The sequence below is a fragment of the Marinobacter daqiaonensis genome, assembly GCF_900115285.1.
Taxonomy (GTDB): domain Bacteria; phylum Pseudomonadota; class Gammaproteobacteria; order Pseudomonadales; family Oleiphilaceae; genus Marinobacter; species Marinobacter daqiaonensis.
This window is the reverse complement of record NZ_FOYW01000001.1, coordinates 1,555,687-1,574,556: the sequence shown is the minus strand read 5'-3', so window position 1 is coordinate 1,574,556 and position 18,870 is coordinate 1,555,687. Positions and strand designations below refer to the sequence as shown.

General features: G+C 60.7%; 17 protein-coding genes. 10 read left to right on the top strand and 7 right to left on the bottom strand.

The features are described 5' to 3' along the window. Window positions 1-93: 93 nt before the first annotated feature. Entirely contained in the window at window positions 94-1,452 is a 1,359-nt protein-coding gene (locus BM346_RS07245) for an MFS transporter (RefSeq protein WP_092010212.1), read from the bottom strand. A gap of 288 nt (window positions 1,453-1,740) precedes the next feature. Here BM346_RS07245 and BM346_RS07240 point away from each other — a divergent pair, with 288 nt between their 5' ends. Beyond that, on the top strand, window positions 1,741-2,202 hold the full coding sequence (locus BM346_RS07240; RefSeq protein WP_092013430.1) for a universal stress protein: 462 nt from the start codon (window positions 1,741-1,743) through the stop codon (window positions 2,200-2,202). 41 nt (window positions 2,203-2,243) lie between these two features. Then, window positions 2,244-3,749 (top strand): MFS transporter, encoded by a 1,506-nt coding sequence (locus BM346_RS07235; RefSeq protein WP_092010210.1) that lies wholly within the window; start codon window positions 2,244-2,246, stop codon window positions 3,747-3,749. A gap of 83 nt (window positions 3,750-3,832) precedes the next feature. On the opposite strand, the gene BM346_RS07230 is transcribed toward BM346_RS07235, so the two are convergent. From BM346_RS07230 to BM346_RS07210, 6 genes are all read right to left on the bottom strand, one after another. Beyond that, window positions 3,833-4,060: a hypothetical protein gene (locus tag BM346_RS07230; protein ID WP_092010208.1), complete on the bottom strand. Its 228-nt coding sequence runs from the start codon at window positions 4,058-4,060 to the stop codon at window positions 3,833-3,835. A gap of 748 nt (window positions 4,061-4,808) precedes the next feature. Then, window positions 4,809-4,940: a hypothetical protein gene (locus BM346_RS18345; protein ID WP_265013560.1), complete on the bottom strand. Its 132-nt coding sequence runs from the start codon at window positions 4,938-4,940 to the stop codon at window positions 4,809-4,811. 202 nt (window positions 4,941-5,142) lie between these two features. After that, entirely contained in the window at window positions 5,143-6,735 is a 1,593-nt protein-coding gene (locus tag BM346_RS07225; RefSeq protein WP_092010206.1) for an MFS transporter, read from the bottom strand. Between the two features lie 257 nt (window positions 6,736-6,992). Next, on the bottom strand, window positions 6,993-8,126 hold the full coding sequence (locus BM346_RS07220) for an NnrS family protein (RefSeq protein ID WP_092010204.1): 1,134 nt from the start codon (window positions 8,124-8,126) through the stop codon (window positions 6,993-6,995). A 58-nt stretch (window positions 8,127-8,184) separates the two neighbouring features. Further along, complete coding sequence (trhA, locus tag BM346_RS07215) at window positions 8,185-8,856, bottom strand: PAQR family membrane homeostasis protein TrhA (protein WP_092010202.1); 672 nt, start codon at window positions 8,854-8,856, stop codon at window positions 8,185-8,187. A gap of 296 nt (window positions 8,857-9,152) precedes the next feature. Then, on the bottom strand, window positions 9,153-9,866 hold the full coding sequence (locus BM346_RS07210) for a Crp/Fnr family transcriptional regulator (RefSeq protein WP_092010200.1): 714 nt from the start codon (window positions 9,864-9,866) through the stop codon (window positions 9,153-9,155). Window positions 9,867-10,111: 245 nt separating this feature from the next. On the opposite strand from BM346_RS07210, the gene BM346_RS07205 reads away from it, so the two are divergent. The 8 genes from BM346_RS07205 to selB all read left to right on the top strand — a co-directional run bounded on the left by BM346_RS07205 (window position 10,112) and on the right by selB (window position 18,848). Beyond that, window positions 10,112-10,756, top strand: coding sequence for a bacteriohemerythrin (locus BM346_RS07205; protein ID WP_092010198.1), 645 nt, complete (start codon window positions 10,112-10,114; stop codon window positions 10,754-10,756). Between the two features lie 58 nt (window positions 10,757-10,814). Continuing rightward, window positions 10,815-11,735, top strand: coding sequence for an AEC family transporter (locus tag BM346_RS07200; RefSeq protein ID WP_092010196.1), 921 nt, complete (start codon window positions 10,815-10,817; stop codon window positions 11,733-11,735). Window positions 11,736-11,795: 60 nt separating this feature from the next. Next, a complete protein-coding gene (locus BM346_RS07195) occupies window positions 11,796-12,788 on the top strand; it encodes a Vgb family protein (protein WP_092010194.1) in 993 nt (330 codons plus the stop codon). A gap of 126 nt (window positions 12,789-12,914) precedes the next feature. Further along, a complete protein-coding gene (locus tag BM346_RS07190; RefSeq protein WP_092010192.1) occupies window positions 12,915-13,373 on the top strand; it encodes a DUF2147 domain-containing protein in 459 nt (152 codons plus the stop codon). Window positions 13,374-13,498: 125 nt separating this feature from the next. Beyond that, complete coding sequence (locus BM346_RS07185; protein ID WP_092010190.1) at window positions 13,499-14,932, top strand: thioredoxin family protein; 1,434 nt, start codon at window positions 13,499-13,501, stop codon at window positions 14,930-14,932. Further along, window positions 14,929-15,456, top strand: a complete 528-nt coding sequence (locus BM346_RS18385) for a UGSC family (seleno)protein (RefSeq protein ID WP_320083004.1) — start codon at window positions 14,929-14,931, stop codon at window positions 15,454-15,456. Before BM346_RS07185 ends, BM346_RS18385 begins: the two co-directional genes overlap by 4 nt. A 30-nt stretch (window positions 15,457-15,486) precedes the next feature. Next, window positions 15,487-16,902 carry an L-seryl-tRNA(Sec) selenium transferase gene (gene selA, locus BM346_RS07170; protein WP_092013427.1) on the top strand — a complete coding sequence of 472 codons (1,416 nt, stop codon included), beginning with the start codon at window positions 15,487-15,489 and terminating at the stop codon, window positions 16,900-16,902. Beyond that, window positions 16,899-18,848 (top strand): selenocysteine-specific translation elongation factor, encoded by a 1,950-nt coding sequence (gene selB / locus BM346_RS07165; RefSeq protein ID WP_167812627.1) that lies wholly within the window; start codon window positions 16,899-16,901, stop codon window positions 18,846-18,848. The genes selA and selB overlap by 4 nt, the downstream gene beginning before the upstream one ends. Window positions 18,849-18,870 lie beyond the last annotated feature (22 nt).

Genomic DNA, 18,870 nt, shown 5'->3' with positions numbered 1-18,870 from the left:
TTCTGTTTTCACCAGCCACCGTGCCACGCTTTGCTCTCCTGTCGATTTCTGAACCTCCAGTATACCGAAAACGCTTCCGCTTCCCCCGGCCGGTCAGGAATGGTGATAGCTGTTTTTGTCCGCCATGTTGGCATTGCGCTCCGGAGGTTTTTTTTGCGGATGAAACAGTTGTGGAGAGGCCAGCTCCGGGAGGTCGGTCCTGGTCTGGTGATTGGCCCACTCATTCCGCTCCGCCTTGCGGATGGCATGGTGCATCCAGAGCAGTGCGGCAGATGCAATCGCAAATAGCATCATGAAGCTGCTTTGCCAGACGCCGGTGAGGTCGGTGAGTATTCCAAAGGCAAGGAGAAGAAAGAAACCGCCCAGCCCGCCAATCATGCCGACTACCCCGCCGACGGCGGCCACATCCCCCGGGTAGTACACCGGGATGTGCTTGTAGACCGCAGCCTTACCCAGTGACATGAAGAACCCGAGGACGAACATCAGCACCACGAAGGGAATCAGCCCCACTTCAAGAACGAAACGCACGTCGCCGTCGATGCCGTGCACCACGTACGCCGTCGGCGGATAACTCAGCAGAAACGTACAGATAACCGATGCGATAAAGGTCCAGTACATGACCCGGCGGGCCCCATAGCGATCCGATACACGGCTTCCCAGGATGCGGAGCAGCGAGGCCGGAATGCTGTAGAACGCGGCGATCAGACCTGCGGTTGTCATATCCAGCCCATAAACCCCGACGAGGTAATACGGAAGCCACAGCGCAAGGGCCACAAAGGCACCGAACACGAAAAAATAGTAAAGCGCGAAATGCCACACCCTCAGGTCCTTTACTGGCGACATCTGCTCAATAAACGGCAGGGTTCCGGTCCGGGACCGACCCGCCGGGTTTTCCCTGGCGAGCAGGATGAACAGCACCCCCATGATCGCCAGCACTGCCGCATAAACCCTCGCCGTATCTTCCCAGCTCATGGAAACCAGCAGAAAGGGCGCGCCCAGATGAGTGACTGCGGCGCCCACATTGCCGGCCCCAAAAATGCCGAAGGCTCTGCCCTGACGTTCCGGCTCCAGCCAGGTTGCCGTATAGGCAATACCAACCATGAAAGCCCCGCCGGCGAACCCCATTCCCAGGGCTGTCAGCAGCAGCATCTGATAGGAAACGGCATAGGTCAGCAGGTACACGAACGCCGCGGTGGTCAGCATCAGGGTGCCAAACAGCCAGCGGCCTCCGAACCGGTCCGTCCACAGGCCGAGAAACAGCCGGCTGACGGAGCCGGTCAGAATGGGGGTGGCCATCAGCAAGCCCAGCTGGGTGTCCGACAGCCCGAACTCCTGACGGATGCTGATTCCGATGATGGAAAAAATTGTCCAGGCGGCAAAGCACAGGGTGAAGGCAAGGGTCGACAGGCCCAGTGCTCTGTTCTGTTCTGCCCTGGAGGCAATGGAGGTCATGGGGGCTCCCTCGTCATCTCGGAAATCTGTCCGGCCAGGCAGGGTCTCTGCCTGCCAATAGTCCTTTCCGGACAAGCCTATCAGAAGCCTGCACGGGCTGGCGGCGCATTGGAGGTACTCTCCGTGGCGCAACAGGGGTACCTGCCCGATAGAGTGGTCAGGAACGGTGGTAGCTTGCCATTCCTCTGTTGGGGTATGGGAAAGATCCTTTGATTTCAGTCAATTATGGGGTTCATCGGGTATGGGGTAATGGTCGCATATATGAACCTCAGTTACCTGGAGTCCGCCATGAAAATCATGCTTGCCTACGATGGATCAAGGAACGCAAAGCTTGCCCTTGCCCAGACCATCACCATGTTCCGCGACCTCAAGCCCGAGCTGGCGCTGGTGGCGGTTGCCGAGAATCCCCGCGATATCACGTCGGGAAATGAGGATCTGTTCCAGCAGGAGATAGCGGATCTCAAGCAGCACCTCAAGGAGGCGCTGGAGGTGTGCGAGAGCGAGGGAATAGTCTCCGAAAGCCTGCTGCTCGAAGGGGATGCCCGCAAGATGCTCCTCTACGCCACCGAGAAGAAATTTCAGCCGGACATGCTGGTGATCGCCCGCCACAGCAACGAGCCGGATGGCGGATTCATCGCCCGCTCCCTGACCTACTTCGTTGATGAGCTGGATTACATGACCTTCGGCAGTGTGAGTTCGTTCCTTGCACGCCGGGTCCAGTGCCCGCTCCTGATTCTTCCCAGCCGCTGAAAATGCGGCCCCATGTTTGCTGATAGCCCGAGGAGGCTGCCATGAAAGTCGCTGACGTATTCCGCGTCCGCAATCCGGAAATCAGGGCGTTACACCTGACCTGGATTGCTTTCTTCATTACCTTTTATGTCTGGTTCAATATGGCGCCACTGGCGTCGAGCATGCTCAAGAGCGTGAACTGGCTGACGGCGGATGACCTGCGCCTGTTCGCCATCTGCAACGTGGCTCTGACCATCCCCGCCCGCATCGTGGTGGGCATGGCCCTGGACCGGTTTGGTCCCCGCCGGGTGTTCTCGGTGCTTATGGTGGTGATGGCCATTCCCGCACTGGTTTTCGCCTTCGGTAACACCATGACCCAGTTGCTGGTCAGCCGCCTGGTTCTGAGTTCCATCGGTGCCAGCTTCGTGGTGGGTATTCACATGACCGCCCTGTGGTTCAAGCCCAAGGACATTGGCTTTGCCGAGGGGTTCTACGCCGGCTGGGGCAATTTCGGCTCGGCCGCCGCCGCCATCACCCTGCCCACCATCGCACTGCACATGTATGGTGGTGAAGACGGGTGGCGCTGGGCCATCGCCCAGAGCGCCATCGTGATGGCCGGCTACGGGGTCTACTACTGGTTTGCCATGACCGACGGCCCAGAGGGAACTGTGCACCGCAAGCCCCGCAAGGCGGTAGCCCTGGAAGTCAGCTCCTGGGGTGACATGATCAAGCTGATCCTGTGGACCATTCCCCTGGTGGGGGTTCTGGGTATCCTGGTTTGGCGTATCCAGGTCATGGGGTACCTCAGCACTACCTGGGCACTGGTCTGTTACGGTGTTATCGTCGCCATTGTGTGCTACCAGATTGTCCAGATCCTGCGGGTCAACATTCCCATCCTGAAAAAAGGGGTGCCGGAGGACGATAAGTATCCTTTCAACAGCGTGGCCGCCCTTAACAGTACCTATTTCGCCAATTTCGGTGCCGAACTGGCGGTTGTGTCCATGCTTCCGATGTTTTTTGAGGAAACCTGGAGTCTGAGCGCCACCGCTGCCGGACTGATCGCCGCTTCCTTCGCGTTCGTGAATCTGGTTGCACGCCCCATGGGTGGACTGGTGTCTGACCGTATGGGTAACCGCCGCTTTGTCATGCTCAGCTATATGTTCGGTATCTCTGTGGGCTTTGCTCTGATGGGCCTGCTGAACTCAAACTGGCCTTTGATTATCGCGGTGGCGATTACCGTGTTCACCTCTTTCTTCGTACAGGGCGCCGAGGGCGCCACCTTCGGCATCATTCCCTCCATCAAGCGCCGGCTGACCGGCCAGATTTCAGGTATGGCCGGGGCCTACGGCAACGTCGGGGCGGTGGTCTACCTCACCATCTACACCTTTGTCACCCCAACGCAGTTTTTCTACATCATCGCAGGCGGTGCCTTTATCAGCTGGCTGCTGTGTGTGATGTGGCTGAAGGAGCCAGAAAGCGGCTTTTCGGAGGAGTACTATGTTTCTTCCGTGGACCTTCAGATCGAAGAGGAGGAGCGTCGTCGGCAGGCTGGCCCTGCCGTCAGCTGACAACGATTTTGTCTAAAAAAACCGGCCAGGGGCAACCCTGGCCGGTTTTTTTGTGTTCGGCGCTCGGGAATTCTAGCCTCCTTTCAGTCCGCTCTTTCAAGCTTTTCCATTACCTCAAATGCGCTGAAAGGTGAGTGGAAATAAGTGATGTTCTCCAGCTCTTTTATGAAGTCGGAGGGAAGATCACGGTATCGCATTTCCATCGCCGGGTGATCGCCACTGAACATATTCTCGCTAAGCGCTTCAACGGCTTCCAGGGTTTCGGCCGGTACATTTTCCGCGCGGGAGAGAGAGCCGAGTGCATAAAGCATCGCCGCCGTTTCCTCGCTGGCACATTCGTCCTGCCGGGCGAACTCGTGATATATCAGGAATACCCGTAAGCGAGCAGGATCCTTGTCCTTTATCTGTGCGATAACCTCCTGGCCTGGGGGGCAGCATTGGCGCGAATAGTCTGGCAACGTTCGACTGACTTGCCATAATCAGCGAAAGTGCGCAGGAAGTGGGCGTGGTAGGAGCTGTCGGCGAATACCGGGATGGCCAATACCATAAGGCCTGGTAGAAGCGAAGTTCTAAAGGCAGTCACAAAACCTCCTCCACTTCACATCCTTCGTATACTGCTTTCCAGAACTGTTTCTGCTGATAGGTGATCGCGACATCCATTGCCCGAAGGCCGGCCGCTCTTTGGACGAAGCCCCCGTTTTACCGACGGAATATGTGCCATTGCATTGGCAAAACCCCGCCATTCGAACGTGGAAACGTTATACGAAGCGCCGACGATATTGTTTTTGGTGAAAATATTGTTCAGTACGCTAGTGTCTCGGCCGGTTAATTCGCTGACCTATTGCTTGCCGCTGGCGACTCTGGCCAAGGCGTCAGTCCGCAGGTGTGGTGGTTCCACATCAAGGGCTGACAACACAGGTCCAGAGTCGCCAGCGGCAAGCCCTCCGGGAGCCCCTGAAAGCCTTGAGAGCTGTGTTGCGGCGCCTCGATTTGGAACCACCAAACCTTCGACACCGCGCCTTGCTCTCAAGGCTTTCAGGGGCTCAGTAGGTCAGCGAATTAACCGGCCGAGACGCTAGTGGCCATAACCAAAGAGATCCAGTCCATGTTGCGGATCTTCTTCCGGGGTTGTTCCAGTGTCTCGATATCGCGCTTGTTGAGTCTGAGGTTGGTGATTGAAGGACATTCCATGACGTGTGGCTCCTTGCCAAGAGAATTACTCAAGCAGATATTTTCAGGCTATTCCCCTGCGATACTGTGATCGAGTTCATTATTCGGGGCCAGGCGTCTCGGGCCATTGTCTGAGAACAGGGGGTACCGCCCCTGTCCCAGCCCCCGAAAGACAAAGCACAAAAAAGGCCTCCCGTAGGAGGCCTCGCTGGATGAGCAGGATTTACGGATTCTTGATGTAGGCGTTCTTGCGCAGGTAGAACCACCAGTTCACCACCAGGCAGACCGCATAGAAGACGGCAAAACCGTACATGGCGATTTCCGGTGTGCCCGCCTGGATCTCCTGACCCATGACCCGTGGGGCGATGAAGGCGCCGTAAGCGGCGACCGCAGAGGTCCAGCCCAGAACGGGTCCCTTCTGCTGCTGGTTGAAGATAAAGCCGATGCTGCGGAAGGTGGAACCGTTACCTATACCGCTGGCGGCGAACATGATGACGAACAGGGTCAGGAAGGGCGCGAAGTAGGCGTTCGGGTCAGTGCTGTTGTAGGCCAGCATCATGACGTAGCCGGTGGCCACAGAAGCTACCACCATCACGACCGAGATGATCTGGGTAACGATGGCACCGCCAACCTTGTCTGAGATCCAGCCACCCACGGGCCGGATCAGGGCGCCCACGAAGGGTCCGATCCATGACCAGGTGAGAGCACTGGGTCCATCCGGATTGACGACTCGAACGAAGGTCCCGTCCGCGCCTGCTTCCATCATGTTGCCGAAGATGACGCTGATCGACAGTGGCAGCGCGGCAGAAAACCCGATGAAGGAGCCGAAGGTAAGAATGTACAGTACCGTCATCGCCCAGGTGTGCTTGTTACTGAAAATGGCGAACTGATTCTTGATGTTCGGCCTGATGTCACCCGGGATCAGCCGAAGCAGGGCCAGGGTGATGATGATGGTAAGCGGCAGCGCCAGCCACATGTTCAGCACCTGCAGAGCCCAGACACCGGCAATGGATGTCAGCAGGCCAACGCCATAAAGGCCAAGGATTCTGCCGAAGGCCGACAGCGGGTGGCCGGGGTTGGGGGTCACAACCTTCAGGTTGTTCATGCCGAACCAGCTGGCGATCGCCAGGGGGATCAGGAAGACCAGCCAGATAAAGCCGGCATTCTGGATCCAGGTGTCAGTCCCCGCCTCAATACGGCCGATCAGGGTCCCGCTGGGGCTTTGCAGCTGCATGGGATCACCGGCGATGGCGCCGAAAATGCCGACAGTCATCACCAGGGGAATCACCACCTGCATGGTGGTTACCCCGAAGTTGCCAAGGCCCGCGTTCATGCCCAGGCCATAGCCCTGTTTGCTCTTGGGGTAGAAGGTGCTGATGTTGCTCATGGAGCAGGCGAAGTTGCCGCCGCCGATGCCGGATAGCAGGGCCAGTGCCTGGAAAACAATGAACGGTGTATCCGGGTTCATCAGGGCGATGCCGGTTCCCGCCGCCGGAATCATCAGCAAGGCGGTGGTCAGGAACACCGTATTGCGACCGCCGGCGATCTTGATCATGAACGAGGCGGGGATCCGCAGGGTGGCACCCGACAGGCCGGCGATGGCGCTCAGAGTGAACAGCTGATCAATTGTGAAGGGAAAGCCCAGGTTCTTCATCTGGGTGGTGATCATTCCCCACATCAGCCAGACCGCGAAACCCATCAACAGGCTGGGAATGGAAATCCAGAGGTTGCGGGTGGCAATGCGCTTGCCTTTCCGTTCCCAGAAATCTTCGTTTTCGACATCCCAGTGTTCGATGTCGGCGTTTGTTTTGGCCATGGTTTTGACTCCCTCGGTTAATACGTCCTGCACTGCGTGAGCCGCAGCCCCGGACATTTCGGGACCATTTTGCAAAGTAGGGGGGCAGTTCATTCCTGATGTTTATCAAGGACATTTGCGGGATGATGGGAGTCGGATTTACGCTCTGTTCCGGGTGGGCGAGACTGGCTTTAAAGTCCTTTATAATCAAGCGGATGCAATGGTTGTATTTCTAAGTGAGTACATCTTTTAACGTTCGGCGCAGTGGAGGTAGCCAATCATTTCCGGGGGGCCGGCCTGTGTCGAAACAGGCCGATAAGCTGTATTGCGACCAGTACGTAGGTGGAAGACCAGAGGAGGGCGGACGTCCAGAGCGCCTCGGGGTGAGCAAAAGGTGTGGGCCCCGCCGATAGCCGAAGCATGGCTGCCGCTGCCACGGCGATGGCGATGGCGAGAACCTGCCAGGATGGTGGAAAAGAGCGACGTGCCCGCTGCCAGCCCAGGCGCAGCATCACACTGGCGGACAGGGTACCAAGCGCGCCGATGGTGACCACGTGGAGTGAGGGCAGCGGATCGGTTCCACCGACAAAGGAAAGGCCTGTCATGCCCGCACCGATGGCGAGCCAGAGATAACCGGCCGACAGAACCAGCAAGTCCGGCCGGTGCCCGCAATGCCACAGCTTCCAGCGAATGGACCGGATCATTATCAGCGCCGCTGAGACCATCAGCACAGCGCCAGTCCCGATATCCGCGGACGGCGCGAGCGACAGGAACATTGCCAGTAGAAGGCATACCAGGAGAGTGCCCTCGATACGTGGTTGCACCCTTGCTTCGAGGGGAACCCCCCTTTTTTCCAGAGTTCCCGCCACTGCCGGAGCGATGATCCTGCCGCCCATGAAGGTCATGAGCAGTAACAGGCCAATGATCGCGGCCACCATGATGCGACGGCTGCCTGGCATCGGTGGAAATGGCCACGTGGTGTTGGCAAACCAGAAAACCACGGATAACAGGCACAGGACCAGGATCAGGGGCCCCGCGACCTTGTTTCGCCACTTCTTGGCGGCCTGGAACCGCGGCACAACGTGGCGGGCAAGCAACAGGGCATAAGCCGGGCTGAGGAGCTGTGCGACTGTGTTTTCCGGAGCGAACATCCAGCCTAATCGGGCGCTGAGCCAGAGCAGGAAAAGCGGGGCAAGAATGCGCCAGGGCTGAGGCCCGAGGGTGTAACCGGCAATCAGGGCCAGGGCAAAGCCGAAGATCAGTTCATGGCCGTGACCGGCCCCCAGCAGACCGGGCGGCCAGCCGGAACCAGAAAGCGCTGCGTAAAGGGATAAGGGAACGACGAGGGCCGCCCAGATCGCGGCCGCCGGGAAGAAGAGCCAGAATGAATGGAATGGTTTTGTATTGCCCATCAAAAAAACACTGGTGGTTCTGTGCCAGCCGGATAACAGTGCCGGTGAGCTTCGTGCCTTACACCTGCACCGCGTAGGGCAGTACGCCGTAGTAGATGGCGGCGAAGTGACAGGCACTTCCGCCAATCACGAACAGGTGCCAGATGGCGTGCATATAGGGGATCCGGTCCATCAGGTAGAAAATCACGCCCACCGTATACACCAGGCCGCCGGCGATGGTCAGATGGAGTGCGGGTTCGCTCAGGTTGTTCATCAGATCTGCAGAGGCGAAGACGATCAGCCAGCCCATGCCCAGATAGATGCCTACCCGCGCCAGCCTGAAGCGGTGCCCGAAGATCGCCTTCAGCACGACCCCGGTAAACGCCAGTGACCAGATTATGGAGAACAGGGTCCAGCCCACGGTCCCCCGCATGTTCACCAGAAGGAACGGCGTATAGGTGCCGGCAATCAACAGGAAGATGGCACAATGGTCCAGGGTCTTGAAGGCGGCCCTTAGGCGAGGGGTGCGGCTGCCGTGATAAAGCGCGGATGCCAGGTATAGCAGGATCAGTGAGGCACCGAAGATGCTGAAACTCACGATCTTCCAGGCATCGCCCAGTTGACCGGCGCCGACGATCAGGGCAATGGTGCCCGCCACACTCAGGAGTGCGCCGAGTCCGTGGGTGATACTGTTCAACCATTCTTCAATACGCGCGTGGCCCGAGATGGCGCTGGATTCCGCTGTGGTCATCAGAAATTGTCGTCCCTGGGGCTTTGCCCGCTGATTATGACTGGCTCAGAACAAGAGTATCAGGGTATTGAGCGTACACCTGTACGCAAATAACGAGAACCCCTGTTTGCGATACCGACGTTCGGACGGCAAGAAGTTCGAAGGTCCGGAGGCGTCCAGGGTATTTTCGCAACAGCGCCATGGATGGCGCGGAGGCAGGCCGGTACAGGAGGTACCGTGAATGCCGGTGAAGAAAATACCCTGGACGCCTCCGGACCCACCTCCAGCGTAAGAGAGCCTGAACACGTTCATTCTGGTTAATTCGTTTTCCCGTTCTTGAGACGGGAAAACGTCGCCGGCACCACACCCAGCCAGGCGGCCAGCTGATTGTCCGGTACACGTTTCACCAGTTCAGGATACTCTTCCAGCATCAGGTGGTAGCGTTCCTTCGCCGGCATGGTCTGCTTGCGGAATTCCCGCATGCTGGTGAGTTCCGCCAGTTCCTCGATGAGGGACAGGGCAAAGCGCGCCCAGGTGTCCTCACCGCGGCTGCTGACCGCTGCCCGAAAGGCCGAAAAATTCGCCGTCCACACGGTGCAATTGGTGACGGCCGTCAGGCACAGGGTGTTGCGCTTGGTGCGGGTCCGGCCGAACACCGGCCATACCAGGTCGCCCTCGGAAAAGAAGTGGTGGATGGCGATCCGACCGGTTGGTGCCTCGCGATAAAGGCGCATGACTCCATACTGTATCAGATAGACCTGTCCCCAGGGTCTGTCGTGGGCTTCCAGGGTGGCTTCCGCCTCTACCCGGCGCGGCTGGAACAATTGGGCCAGTTCCTTAAGAAAACGGGCTTCGGGCGTGTCGCCCCGCTCGCTGTCAAAGCGGATTCCGAATACCCGGCTCAATCCGTTTAATAAAGCCAATGAGGGCGCCGGCTCCGGTCGCGGCAGAATCTCCGGCTCAAGTGAGTCCAGGAGGCACGGCGATGAAGCCGGAAGATTGGGCCCGATCCGTTCTGAATAGCTGCTCATAGTGGACATCACCCTGCTTTTGGACAGGTAATCATTATTCCATTATTCAGAATATTTGTTAAATGACATAAGTCATCCAGAGTCCTCTGGGTTGCTTCGGCTCCAGGCGGCACCAATAGTGGGAAAAGGTCCTCAGGTCATTGCCACAATTGCATCGCCACCCGGCGTGGTACTTGTCCGATCTCAAGGAGGCACTTGATGTGCCCTGTTAAATTGAACGTTCCCACTGGATAAGAGGGGGTGTCATGTCTGGTCCCCACAGCAGCCAGCCGGACTTCGAGCTGTTTCCCTGGAACAGCCAGTTCGAGACCGGCATTGAGCAGATCGACGTTCAGCACCAGAAGCTGGTGGAAATACTCAACCGGCTTGCCTGGCACCTCTCCGCGGAGGACGACGAACTGCAGGCTGGTGAAATCCTGCAGGAGTTACTGGATTACGCCAGCTACCACTTCCGTTCCGAAGAGGCCATCTGGAAGCAGTTCTTTGCCGGTAGCAGCATTGAGGCCAACCACCATAAAGGCCACGAGCATTTCTTTGAGCAGATCCGTCACTACGAAGCCCGTCGGCAACAGGGCGATACCCACACTCTGCCGGATATGTTCGACTTCCTGACCCGGTGGCTGGCGTTTCATATTCTGGAATCCGACCGGCGTATGGCCATGATGACCTTCTCCATCAGAACCGGCCATTCCATTGAAGAAGCCGCTGATGAGGCCGACAAGACCCTCAGCGGTGGTTCCGCCGTGATGGTGCAGGCCATCCTGGAGATCTACGGCAAGCTCTCCAACAGTGCAGTGCAACTGATGAAGGAACGGGCCGCACGACGGGCCGCTGAAGAAGAACTGCGACAGCTCAAGGCCGCCCGCGACGGAGACAACACGAAGGGTTGACCCGCCGGTGTCTGTAAAGGACGGGTGAAGGTACAATGGCGCGCAACCAGGAGACGCCATGACCGCCGCCTTTGCCTTTCTGTACAAGCTTCTGCCGCTCTACATCACCGTTATCCTGGGCTGGATAGCGGGGCGTTACCTGGAAGCCAGCGGCCGGCACATAGCCGGCATCATGCTCTACATCGTCACCCCCTCGGTGGTCTTTGCCGGGGTGATGGCGGCGCCGCTGACGCCGGAAGTGATCCTGCTGCCATTCCTGACCTTCGCCCTGTGTTCACTGATCGGTGTGGCCCACCTCTGGCTGGCGCGGCGGCTTCTCCATGATGGCAGTGCCAGCATCATTCCGCTGGCGGTGGGCACCGGCAACACCGGCTACTTCGGCATCCCGGTGGCGCTGCTGCTTTTCGGTGAAGAGGGGCTGGCGCTGTACATCGTCTGCATGCTGGGTACCACCCTGTTCGAGAATTCCGTGGGCTTTTACCTGGCCGCACGAGGGCGATACAGTATCCGCGATGCGCTGGTGCGGGTAGCACGGCTGCCGTCTGTTTACGCCTTCCTGCTGGCGGTGCTGCTCAATCTGTCCGGCCTCCACATTCCGGAGGTTCTGACACCCCTGTTTGACAACCTGCGTGGTGCCTACAGCATCCTCGGCATGATGATCATCGGCATGGGGATTCTCAGTTTCCGGGGCCTGGCGGGCAATGTCCGCTTCACCGCCCTGGCCTTCGCCGGCAAATTCCTGGTCTGGCCGCTGGTGGCTCTGGGGCTCTGGTGGCTGGATGCCACCGTCCTGGGTATCTACGACGCGGCGGTTCACAAGGCCATCTTCCTGATCTCCATCACGCCGATCGCCGCCAATACGGTGGTCATTGCCACCCTGCTGGATACCGCTCCCCGGCAGGCGGCGGGCACCGCACTGCTCAGTACCCTGTTCGCACTGGTTTACATTCCCTTCATGGTTGCCATGATCCTGTCCTGAGGCAGAACTGTCGTACTATAGTGGACCTGCAACGCCGAACCCTGTTCAAGGAGCACCGTCATGAAGTCTCTCTACCCACTCCTTGCCGCTCTGCTGCTGGCCCTGGCATCAACCCCGGTCCATGCGGACGCTCCGGCAAAACCAGGCCTCAAGGAGTGGAAGGTCCCTTGGGAGAACACCCGCCCCCGGGATCCCTTCGTCGGCCCGGCGGGCAATAGCGTCTGGTTCGTGGGTCAGGCCGGCGATTATGTGGCGACCCTGAACCCGGAAACCGGCGGTCTCAAGCGCTACCGGCTTGATCCGGGGACCGGGCCCCATAATGTGATTGCCGATGAGCGCGGTGCCTTCTACGCCGGGAATCTGGATGGCCATATCGGCCTGATTGACCCGGACAGCGGCAACACCCGCAAGTTCAGGCTGGAAGGGGACGGCCCGAGGGATGTTCATACCATGGCGTTCGACAGCAACGGCGACATCTGGTTTACCGAGCAGGCCGGCAACCGGATCGGCAGGCTGGAAGTGGACGAATACGATTTCCGCATGTATCCGGTCAAGAGCGAGTCGGCGAGGCCCTATGGCCTGGTGGTGGGCCCCGACGATCGTCCCTGGGCAACCCTGTTCGGTACCAACAGGCTGGCTACGGTGGACCGGGAAGGCCAGCTTCGGGAAATTCGCCTGCCAAGGGATGACGCCCGTCCCAGGCGGCTCGATATCACCGATAAGGGAATCCTGTGGTACGTGGACTACTCCGGAGGTTTTCTCGGGCGCCTGGACACGAACAGCGGGGAGATCCTGGAATGGCCCGTGCCCGGCGGCCCGAACGCCTATCCCTATGCCATGGCGCTGGATGACCAGGGCCGGCCCTGGTTCGTGGAAACCGGCCCCAGCCCCAACCGGCTGATCGGCTTTGATCCTGAGTCGGAACGTTTCTCCGATCCGGCAGCCGTTCCCAGCGGTGGTGGCACCGTCCGTCACATGGTGTTCGACCCGGAAACCCGCAGCTTCTGGTTTGGTACCGACACCAACACCGTGGTAAGGGCATCGTTGCAGTAAGCTTCTCTACCGGGAGTTTATTCACGATTGATGGCACAGGCTCTGGCCTGGGAGGCGCGGTACCGATATGCTTTCAAGGTACCGCGCCGGAAACGCGGCATAACAACAACAAGAGAGTACTGATCCATGCGAACCAAGCTTAACCTGCTGACCGCGACGGCGGTTGTCCTTTCTTTTCTGGCGGTCCGTGAAGCTTACGCCGATCCCCGTGGCCTGTGGAACACCGAAGACGACAGCGCCCAGGTTCAACTCGAGTCCTGCGGCGACGAGCTGTGCGGTCGCATTGTCTGGCTCGAGAACCCCACCGATGACCAGGGCAACCCGGTCGCGGATGCCGAAAACCCGGAGCCGGAACTGCGTGACCGTCCGATCGAAGGCCTGAAGATCGTCTGGGGCCTGCAGGGCGCCGGTGACGGTGAGTCCTGGAAAGACGGCAAGGTCTACGATCCGGAGAGTGGCAAGACCTACAACGCCAGAATCACCCTGGAAGATCAGGATACCCTGTCCCTGAGAGGGTATGTGGGAGCTCCCCTGTTCGGGCGCACATCGACCTGGACGCGGGCGGACTCGGAGAGGGCCGAATAGCCCGGATGGGCACCGGCCTTGAATGCTGTTTTTCGGGCGCATGCTCGATTTTTCCGGAACGCCTGCTATTCTGAGCCTACCCTCAGAATCGAAAACAAGATCCGGAAAGCGGGCGGAATCCTCTTATGACTGCATTGCCACATGGTCTGATCGTCATCGCCAAGCGCGATTGCCCCACCTGTCAGCTGATCGAGCCCCTGCTGGCGGACATCGACCGGCGAAGCGGCCCGTTGACGGTCTATTCCCAGGATGATCCCGGCTTCGGCTCGGAAGTCAGGGACTCCCACTACGATAACTCCCTTGAACACTCTTTCCGCCTGAACGCCGAGTTCGTGCCCACGCTGATCCGCATGGAAAACGGTAAGGAGGTGGAGCGCACCTACGGCTGGCACCGGGAGGACTGGCAGCGGCTGACCGGCCTTGATGATCTTGGCGCCGACCTGCCTCTGATGCGCCCGGGGTGTGGCTCGAAGACCCTGGAGCCGGGGGTGGCTGAAAAGCTCGAACTGAAGTTCGGCGATACCCGCCTGGGCGCCAGATCCATCGAGACCGATGCCGACGACCTGATCGAGGCCTGTTACGAGCGTGGCTGGAGTGACGGCCTGCCCGTGGTGCCGCCGACACCGGAACGGGTGTTGCGAATGCTCAAGGGTACCGACCGGGATCCGGCGGAAGAAGTGGGGCTGGTGCCTCCCGACCTGGCACCCTGTACCGTTGAGAAAGTCGCCATCAACGCCGTCATGGCCGGGTGCAAACCCGAATACATGCCGGTGGTGCTGGCAGCCCTGGAGGCGGCTCTGACGGATGAGTTCGGTCTGCATGGCCTGCTCTGTACCACCATGTTTGCCGGCCCCATGATCATTGCCAACGGCCCCGTGACGAAAGCCATCGGGATGAATTCCGGCGGCAATGCCCTGGGCCAGGGCAACCGGGCCAATGCCACCATTGGCCGGGCTCTGCAACTGATCGTCCGCAATGTCGGCGGTGGCCGCCCCGGCGAGATCGACCGGGCCACCCTGGGCACGCCGGGAAAGTACACCTTCTGTTTTGCCGAGGCGGAAGACAGCGAATGGATGCCCCTGGCCCAGGAGCGTGGAATTGCCGCCGGCAGGTCGGCGGTCACTCTCTTCGCCGCCGAGGGTGTTCAGGGCATCGTCGACCAGAAATCCCGCGATCCCGAGTCCCTGGCGAAATCCTTTGCCCTGGCATTGCGGGCAGTGGACCATCCCAAGATGGCGATGGCAGGTGACGCGGTACTGGTTGTATCGCCGGAGCACAGCCGGGTATTCATTGAGGCGGGCTGGTCCAAGGCCCGCCTGCTGGAGGAACTGGAGAGCCTGCTGAAGTTCCCGGGCGAGGAAATGGTGGCCGGCGCCGGTGGTATTGCCGAGGGTATCCCGGAGCAGTTCCGGGACAAGACCGTTTCCAAGTTCCGCCCCGGCGGTTTGCTGATTGTGCGGGCTGGCGGTACGGCTGGCCTGTTTTCCGCCGTGATTGCCGGCTGGGCCGCTTCCGGCCCGGTGGGCTCCACTTCTGTAACCAGAGAGGTAAAGGTATGACCCAGACGAATGTGATGCTCGACCCAACGGGCGAGCTGTCACCGGCAATTCGGGCCCGGCTGGCCCGGCCGGATAGCCTGGCGGGCAAAACCGTCGGGTTGCTGGATATCTCCAAACCCCGGGGCGATGTGTTCCTCGACCGGCTCGAGGAACGGCTGACGGCCATGGAGGTAACCGTCAAGCGCTACCGCAAACCCACATTCACCCGGGTCGCCCCCACCGAGCTGAAGCAGCAGATCGCCGGTGAAGTGGACCTGGTGGTGGAAGGCCTGGCCGACTGAGGCTCCTGCACGTCGTGTTGTACACATGACATCGCAGACCTTGAAGGTCGGAATATCCCGGGCGTAGGTGTCGCCTCCACGGAATTTATCCAGGCGGCCGCGGCCCAGTCGAAGACCCTTGGCTTTGAGCCTGCCATGGTGTTCGTGGCTCACCCCATACAGGACCGTACCGATGACGAGATGCGGGCCCTGGCGGATGAGGCCCTGGCGGCCGTTGTCGACGCTCTGACAAAGACGGACTGAACCCTGGCGCCGCCAGGGATGGCGGTACCCATGAATCTTCCAGAAGTTTTTCCGGACCGGGCCACAAGCCTGCGTCCTCCATCGGTGGATCGCATATTGGCGTGGCCGGTTCTTTCCCGGCTGTCGGCGATCCACGGCCGCTCACTTGTTCTGGATTCGGTCAGGGCCGGGCTCGAGCAATGGCGTGAGGTCGACGCGCCTTTTGACGCGACCGCATTTACCGAAGGGGTAGAGCAGCGGGTGCTGGCCATGGTCGCTCCCTCCATCCGGCCGGTGTACAACCTGACAGGCACCGTACTGCACACCAACCTCGGCAGGGCTCCGCTGCCCCGGGAAGCCATTGAGGCCATGGTCGCGGTGGCGGCAGGGGCAACCAACCTGGAATTCGACCTCGACAAGGGTAAGCGGGGGGACCGGGACGATCATGTGGAGGCCTGGGTCTGCCGGCACACCGGTGCCGAGGCAGCCACTGTGGTCAACAACAACGCCGCCGCTGTTCTCCTCACTCTCAATAGCCTGGCCCTGCGCCGGGAGGTCGTTGTCTCCCGGGGCGAGTTGATCGAGATCGGGGGCGCTTTCCGGCTGCCGGACATCATGGCCCGCGCCGGCTGCAAACTGCGGGAGGTGGGCACCACCAACCGGACCCATCCAGGGGATTTCGGCGAAGCGGTGAGCAGTAAAACCGCCGCGCTGATGAAGGCCTACACCAGCAACTACCGGATCGAGGGCTTCACGGCGGAGGTGGAGGAGCCGGCGCTGGCAGATATCGCCCGTGAATACGGGCTTCCGCTGGTGGTTGATCTGGGCAGTGGCAGCCTGATCGACATGACCGCCCTGGGCCTGCCCCGGGAGCCTACTGTCCGGGAAACCCTTGAAAAGGGGGCGGATGTGGTTACCTTCAGCGGTGACAAGTTGCTGGGCGGTCCCCAGGCCGGCATTATCGCCGGCCGTGCCGACCTGATCCGGCGTATCCGGAAAAATCCCCTCAAACGGGCCCTTCGTTGTGACAAGCAGACCCTGGCCGCGCTGGAGGCGGTATTGCGGCTCTACAGCAACCCGGACAGCGTCGCCGAGCGTGTGCCGGCCCTGCGGTTACTGACCCGCCCGGAATCAGCCATCCATCAGACCGCCGGAGACATCGCCGGGCCCCTGGCTCTGTGGGTGGGGGCAGATTGGGAAGTGGCAGTGACGCCGGCCAAAAGCCAGATTGGCAGCGGATCGCTGCCCCTGGACCTGCTGGCCAGCGCCGCAGTACGCCTGACACCGCTTACCGGAAACAAGCGGCAGCGCGGCCGGCAACTCAAGGCGCTGTCTGCCCGCCTGCGCCGGTTACCCGTCCCGGTCGTCGGGCGAATTTCAGAGGATGCCCTGCTACTGGACTGCCGCTGCCTGGAAGATTCCGCGCCCTTTATCGCCCAGCTCGACGTGGCGGAGAGCGAGCCGTGATCATTGCCACCGCCGGCCACGTGGACCATGGCAAGACCACTCTTATTCATGCCCTGACCGGTGAGGACACCGACCGGCTGGCGGAGGAAAAGCGCCGGGGCCTGACCATCGACCTGGGCTTCGCCTGGACCCATACGGAGCAGGGGAACTGGCTGGGTTTTGTGGATGTGCCGGGCCACGAGAAATTCATCCGCAATATGGTGGCCGGTGTATCAGCGGTGGATGCGGTGATGCTGGTGGTGGCGGCGGATGATGGCCCGATGCCCCAGACCCGGGAGCATCTGGCAATCCTGGATCTGCTGGGTGTTCGCAGGGGCATCGTGGCGCTGACCCGAACCGATCGGGTCGGCGCAGAGAGGTGCAGCGAGGCTACCGAAGAAGTACACCAGCTACTGCAGGAATCCGGGCTCGCCGGGGCGCCGGTGTTTCCGGTTTCAGGGTTGACGGGCCAGGGGGTGCCCGCCCTCAGGCAATGGCTTGAGAGCACTGCTGGCTCCGGGCAACCACAGGACAGGGCCAGCGGTTATCCCAGAATGATCGTGGACCGAAGCTTTTCCATCACCGGATCCGGCTGTGTGGTCACCGGAACAGTGATCGCCGGCACCCTCAGCCGGCATGACACTCTGGTCGCCTGCCCGGCGGGCCACCGGGTTCGGCTGCGGGGTCTGGAAATTCACGGGACTGGGGTGGAGTCGGTGGAGGCCGGCCAACGTTGCGCCCTCAATCTGGCAGGCGACATCAGCCGCCATTCGGTGGGCCGGGGTGACTGGCTGGTGGCGGCACCGCTTCACCATCCCACTGACCGGCTTGATGTGGTGCTGACGCTGTTGCCCTCCGCCCGCCTGCACCGCGGCAACCTGCAGGTACACCTGGGGGCGGCGGTTCGTAACTGCCGGGCCGTGGTCCTGGATGGCACGGCAAGGGAAGGGAGCCCGCCTCTGGCGCAGCTCATGCTGGACCAGCCCGTTCAGGCCTGTGCCGGTGACCGGCTTATCCTGAGGGACCCGGCCTCGAACCGGACGCTGGCCGGTGGCCGGGTGCTGGATCCGTTTGGACTCAGGCGCGGTCGTTCGCGGCAGGCGCGGGTAGCCGTGCTGGAGAAGCTGACCGAATTGGATAGCCTGAACGACCAGCTGACTGTGCTGATTGAGGCGCAGCCTGAGGGCGTGTCACTGGAGCGGCTTGCCCGCGTCTACAACCTGCAACCGGAGTCAGTGACCAACCTGATTGCGGACCGGGGGCTGATGATTTTGCCAGGCAGCCATGGTGATGTGGCGGTTCGAAGCGATCATTGGGAAAGCCTGAAAGTCGCGCTGCTTGAGCGTCTGGAGCAATGGCATGTCGACCATCCCGACAGCCTGGGTCCCGGCGAACAGGATCTGCCCCAGTTGCGGGGCGTTCATCTGGATCAGGCACTTCGCCATCTGCTGCTGCAGTCGCTGATCGACAGCCGGTGCATAGTCCGGCACGGCTTCTGTGTTCACCTGCCCGGGCATCAGCCCCGGCTGGCTGCGGACGATCAGGGATTGCTGGATCGGGTCATGGCGGCGCTGGAAGGCACTGGCCTGAAGCCGCCCATCGTCGGCGAATTGGCTGAATCCCTGGGGCAGGATCGTGAAGATATGCTGGCATTCCTGGGACGCATGCACCGGAGGGGTGTATTGGTGGCGGTGGCGCCCAATCGCTTCTACCGGCCGGAAACCGTAACCGAACTGGTGGCGATAGCCGTGGACCTGGCGGAGGAGTCTCCTACCGGCGCCTTCGACGCCCGCGCCTACCGGGATCGCTCCGGCATCGGCCGTCGCCTCACCGTCAGCGTACTGGAGTACCTGGACCGGGCGGGGGTCACCGCCTTCATCAACGACGAGCGCCGACTGCAGCCCGCCTACCGTCGGGCCGCAGCGGCCGCCCTCCGCAAACCGGAGGAAACCGGTTACACTGCCTGAGCGTTATCACTCAGTTCAACAC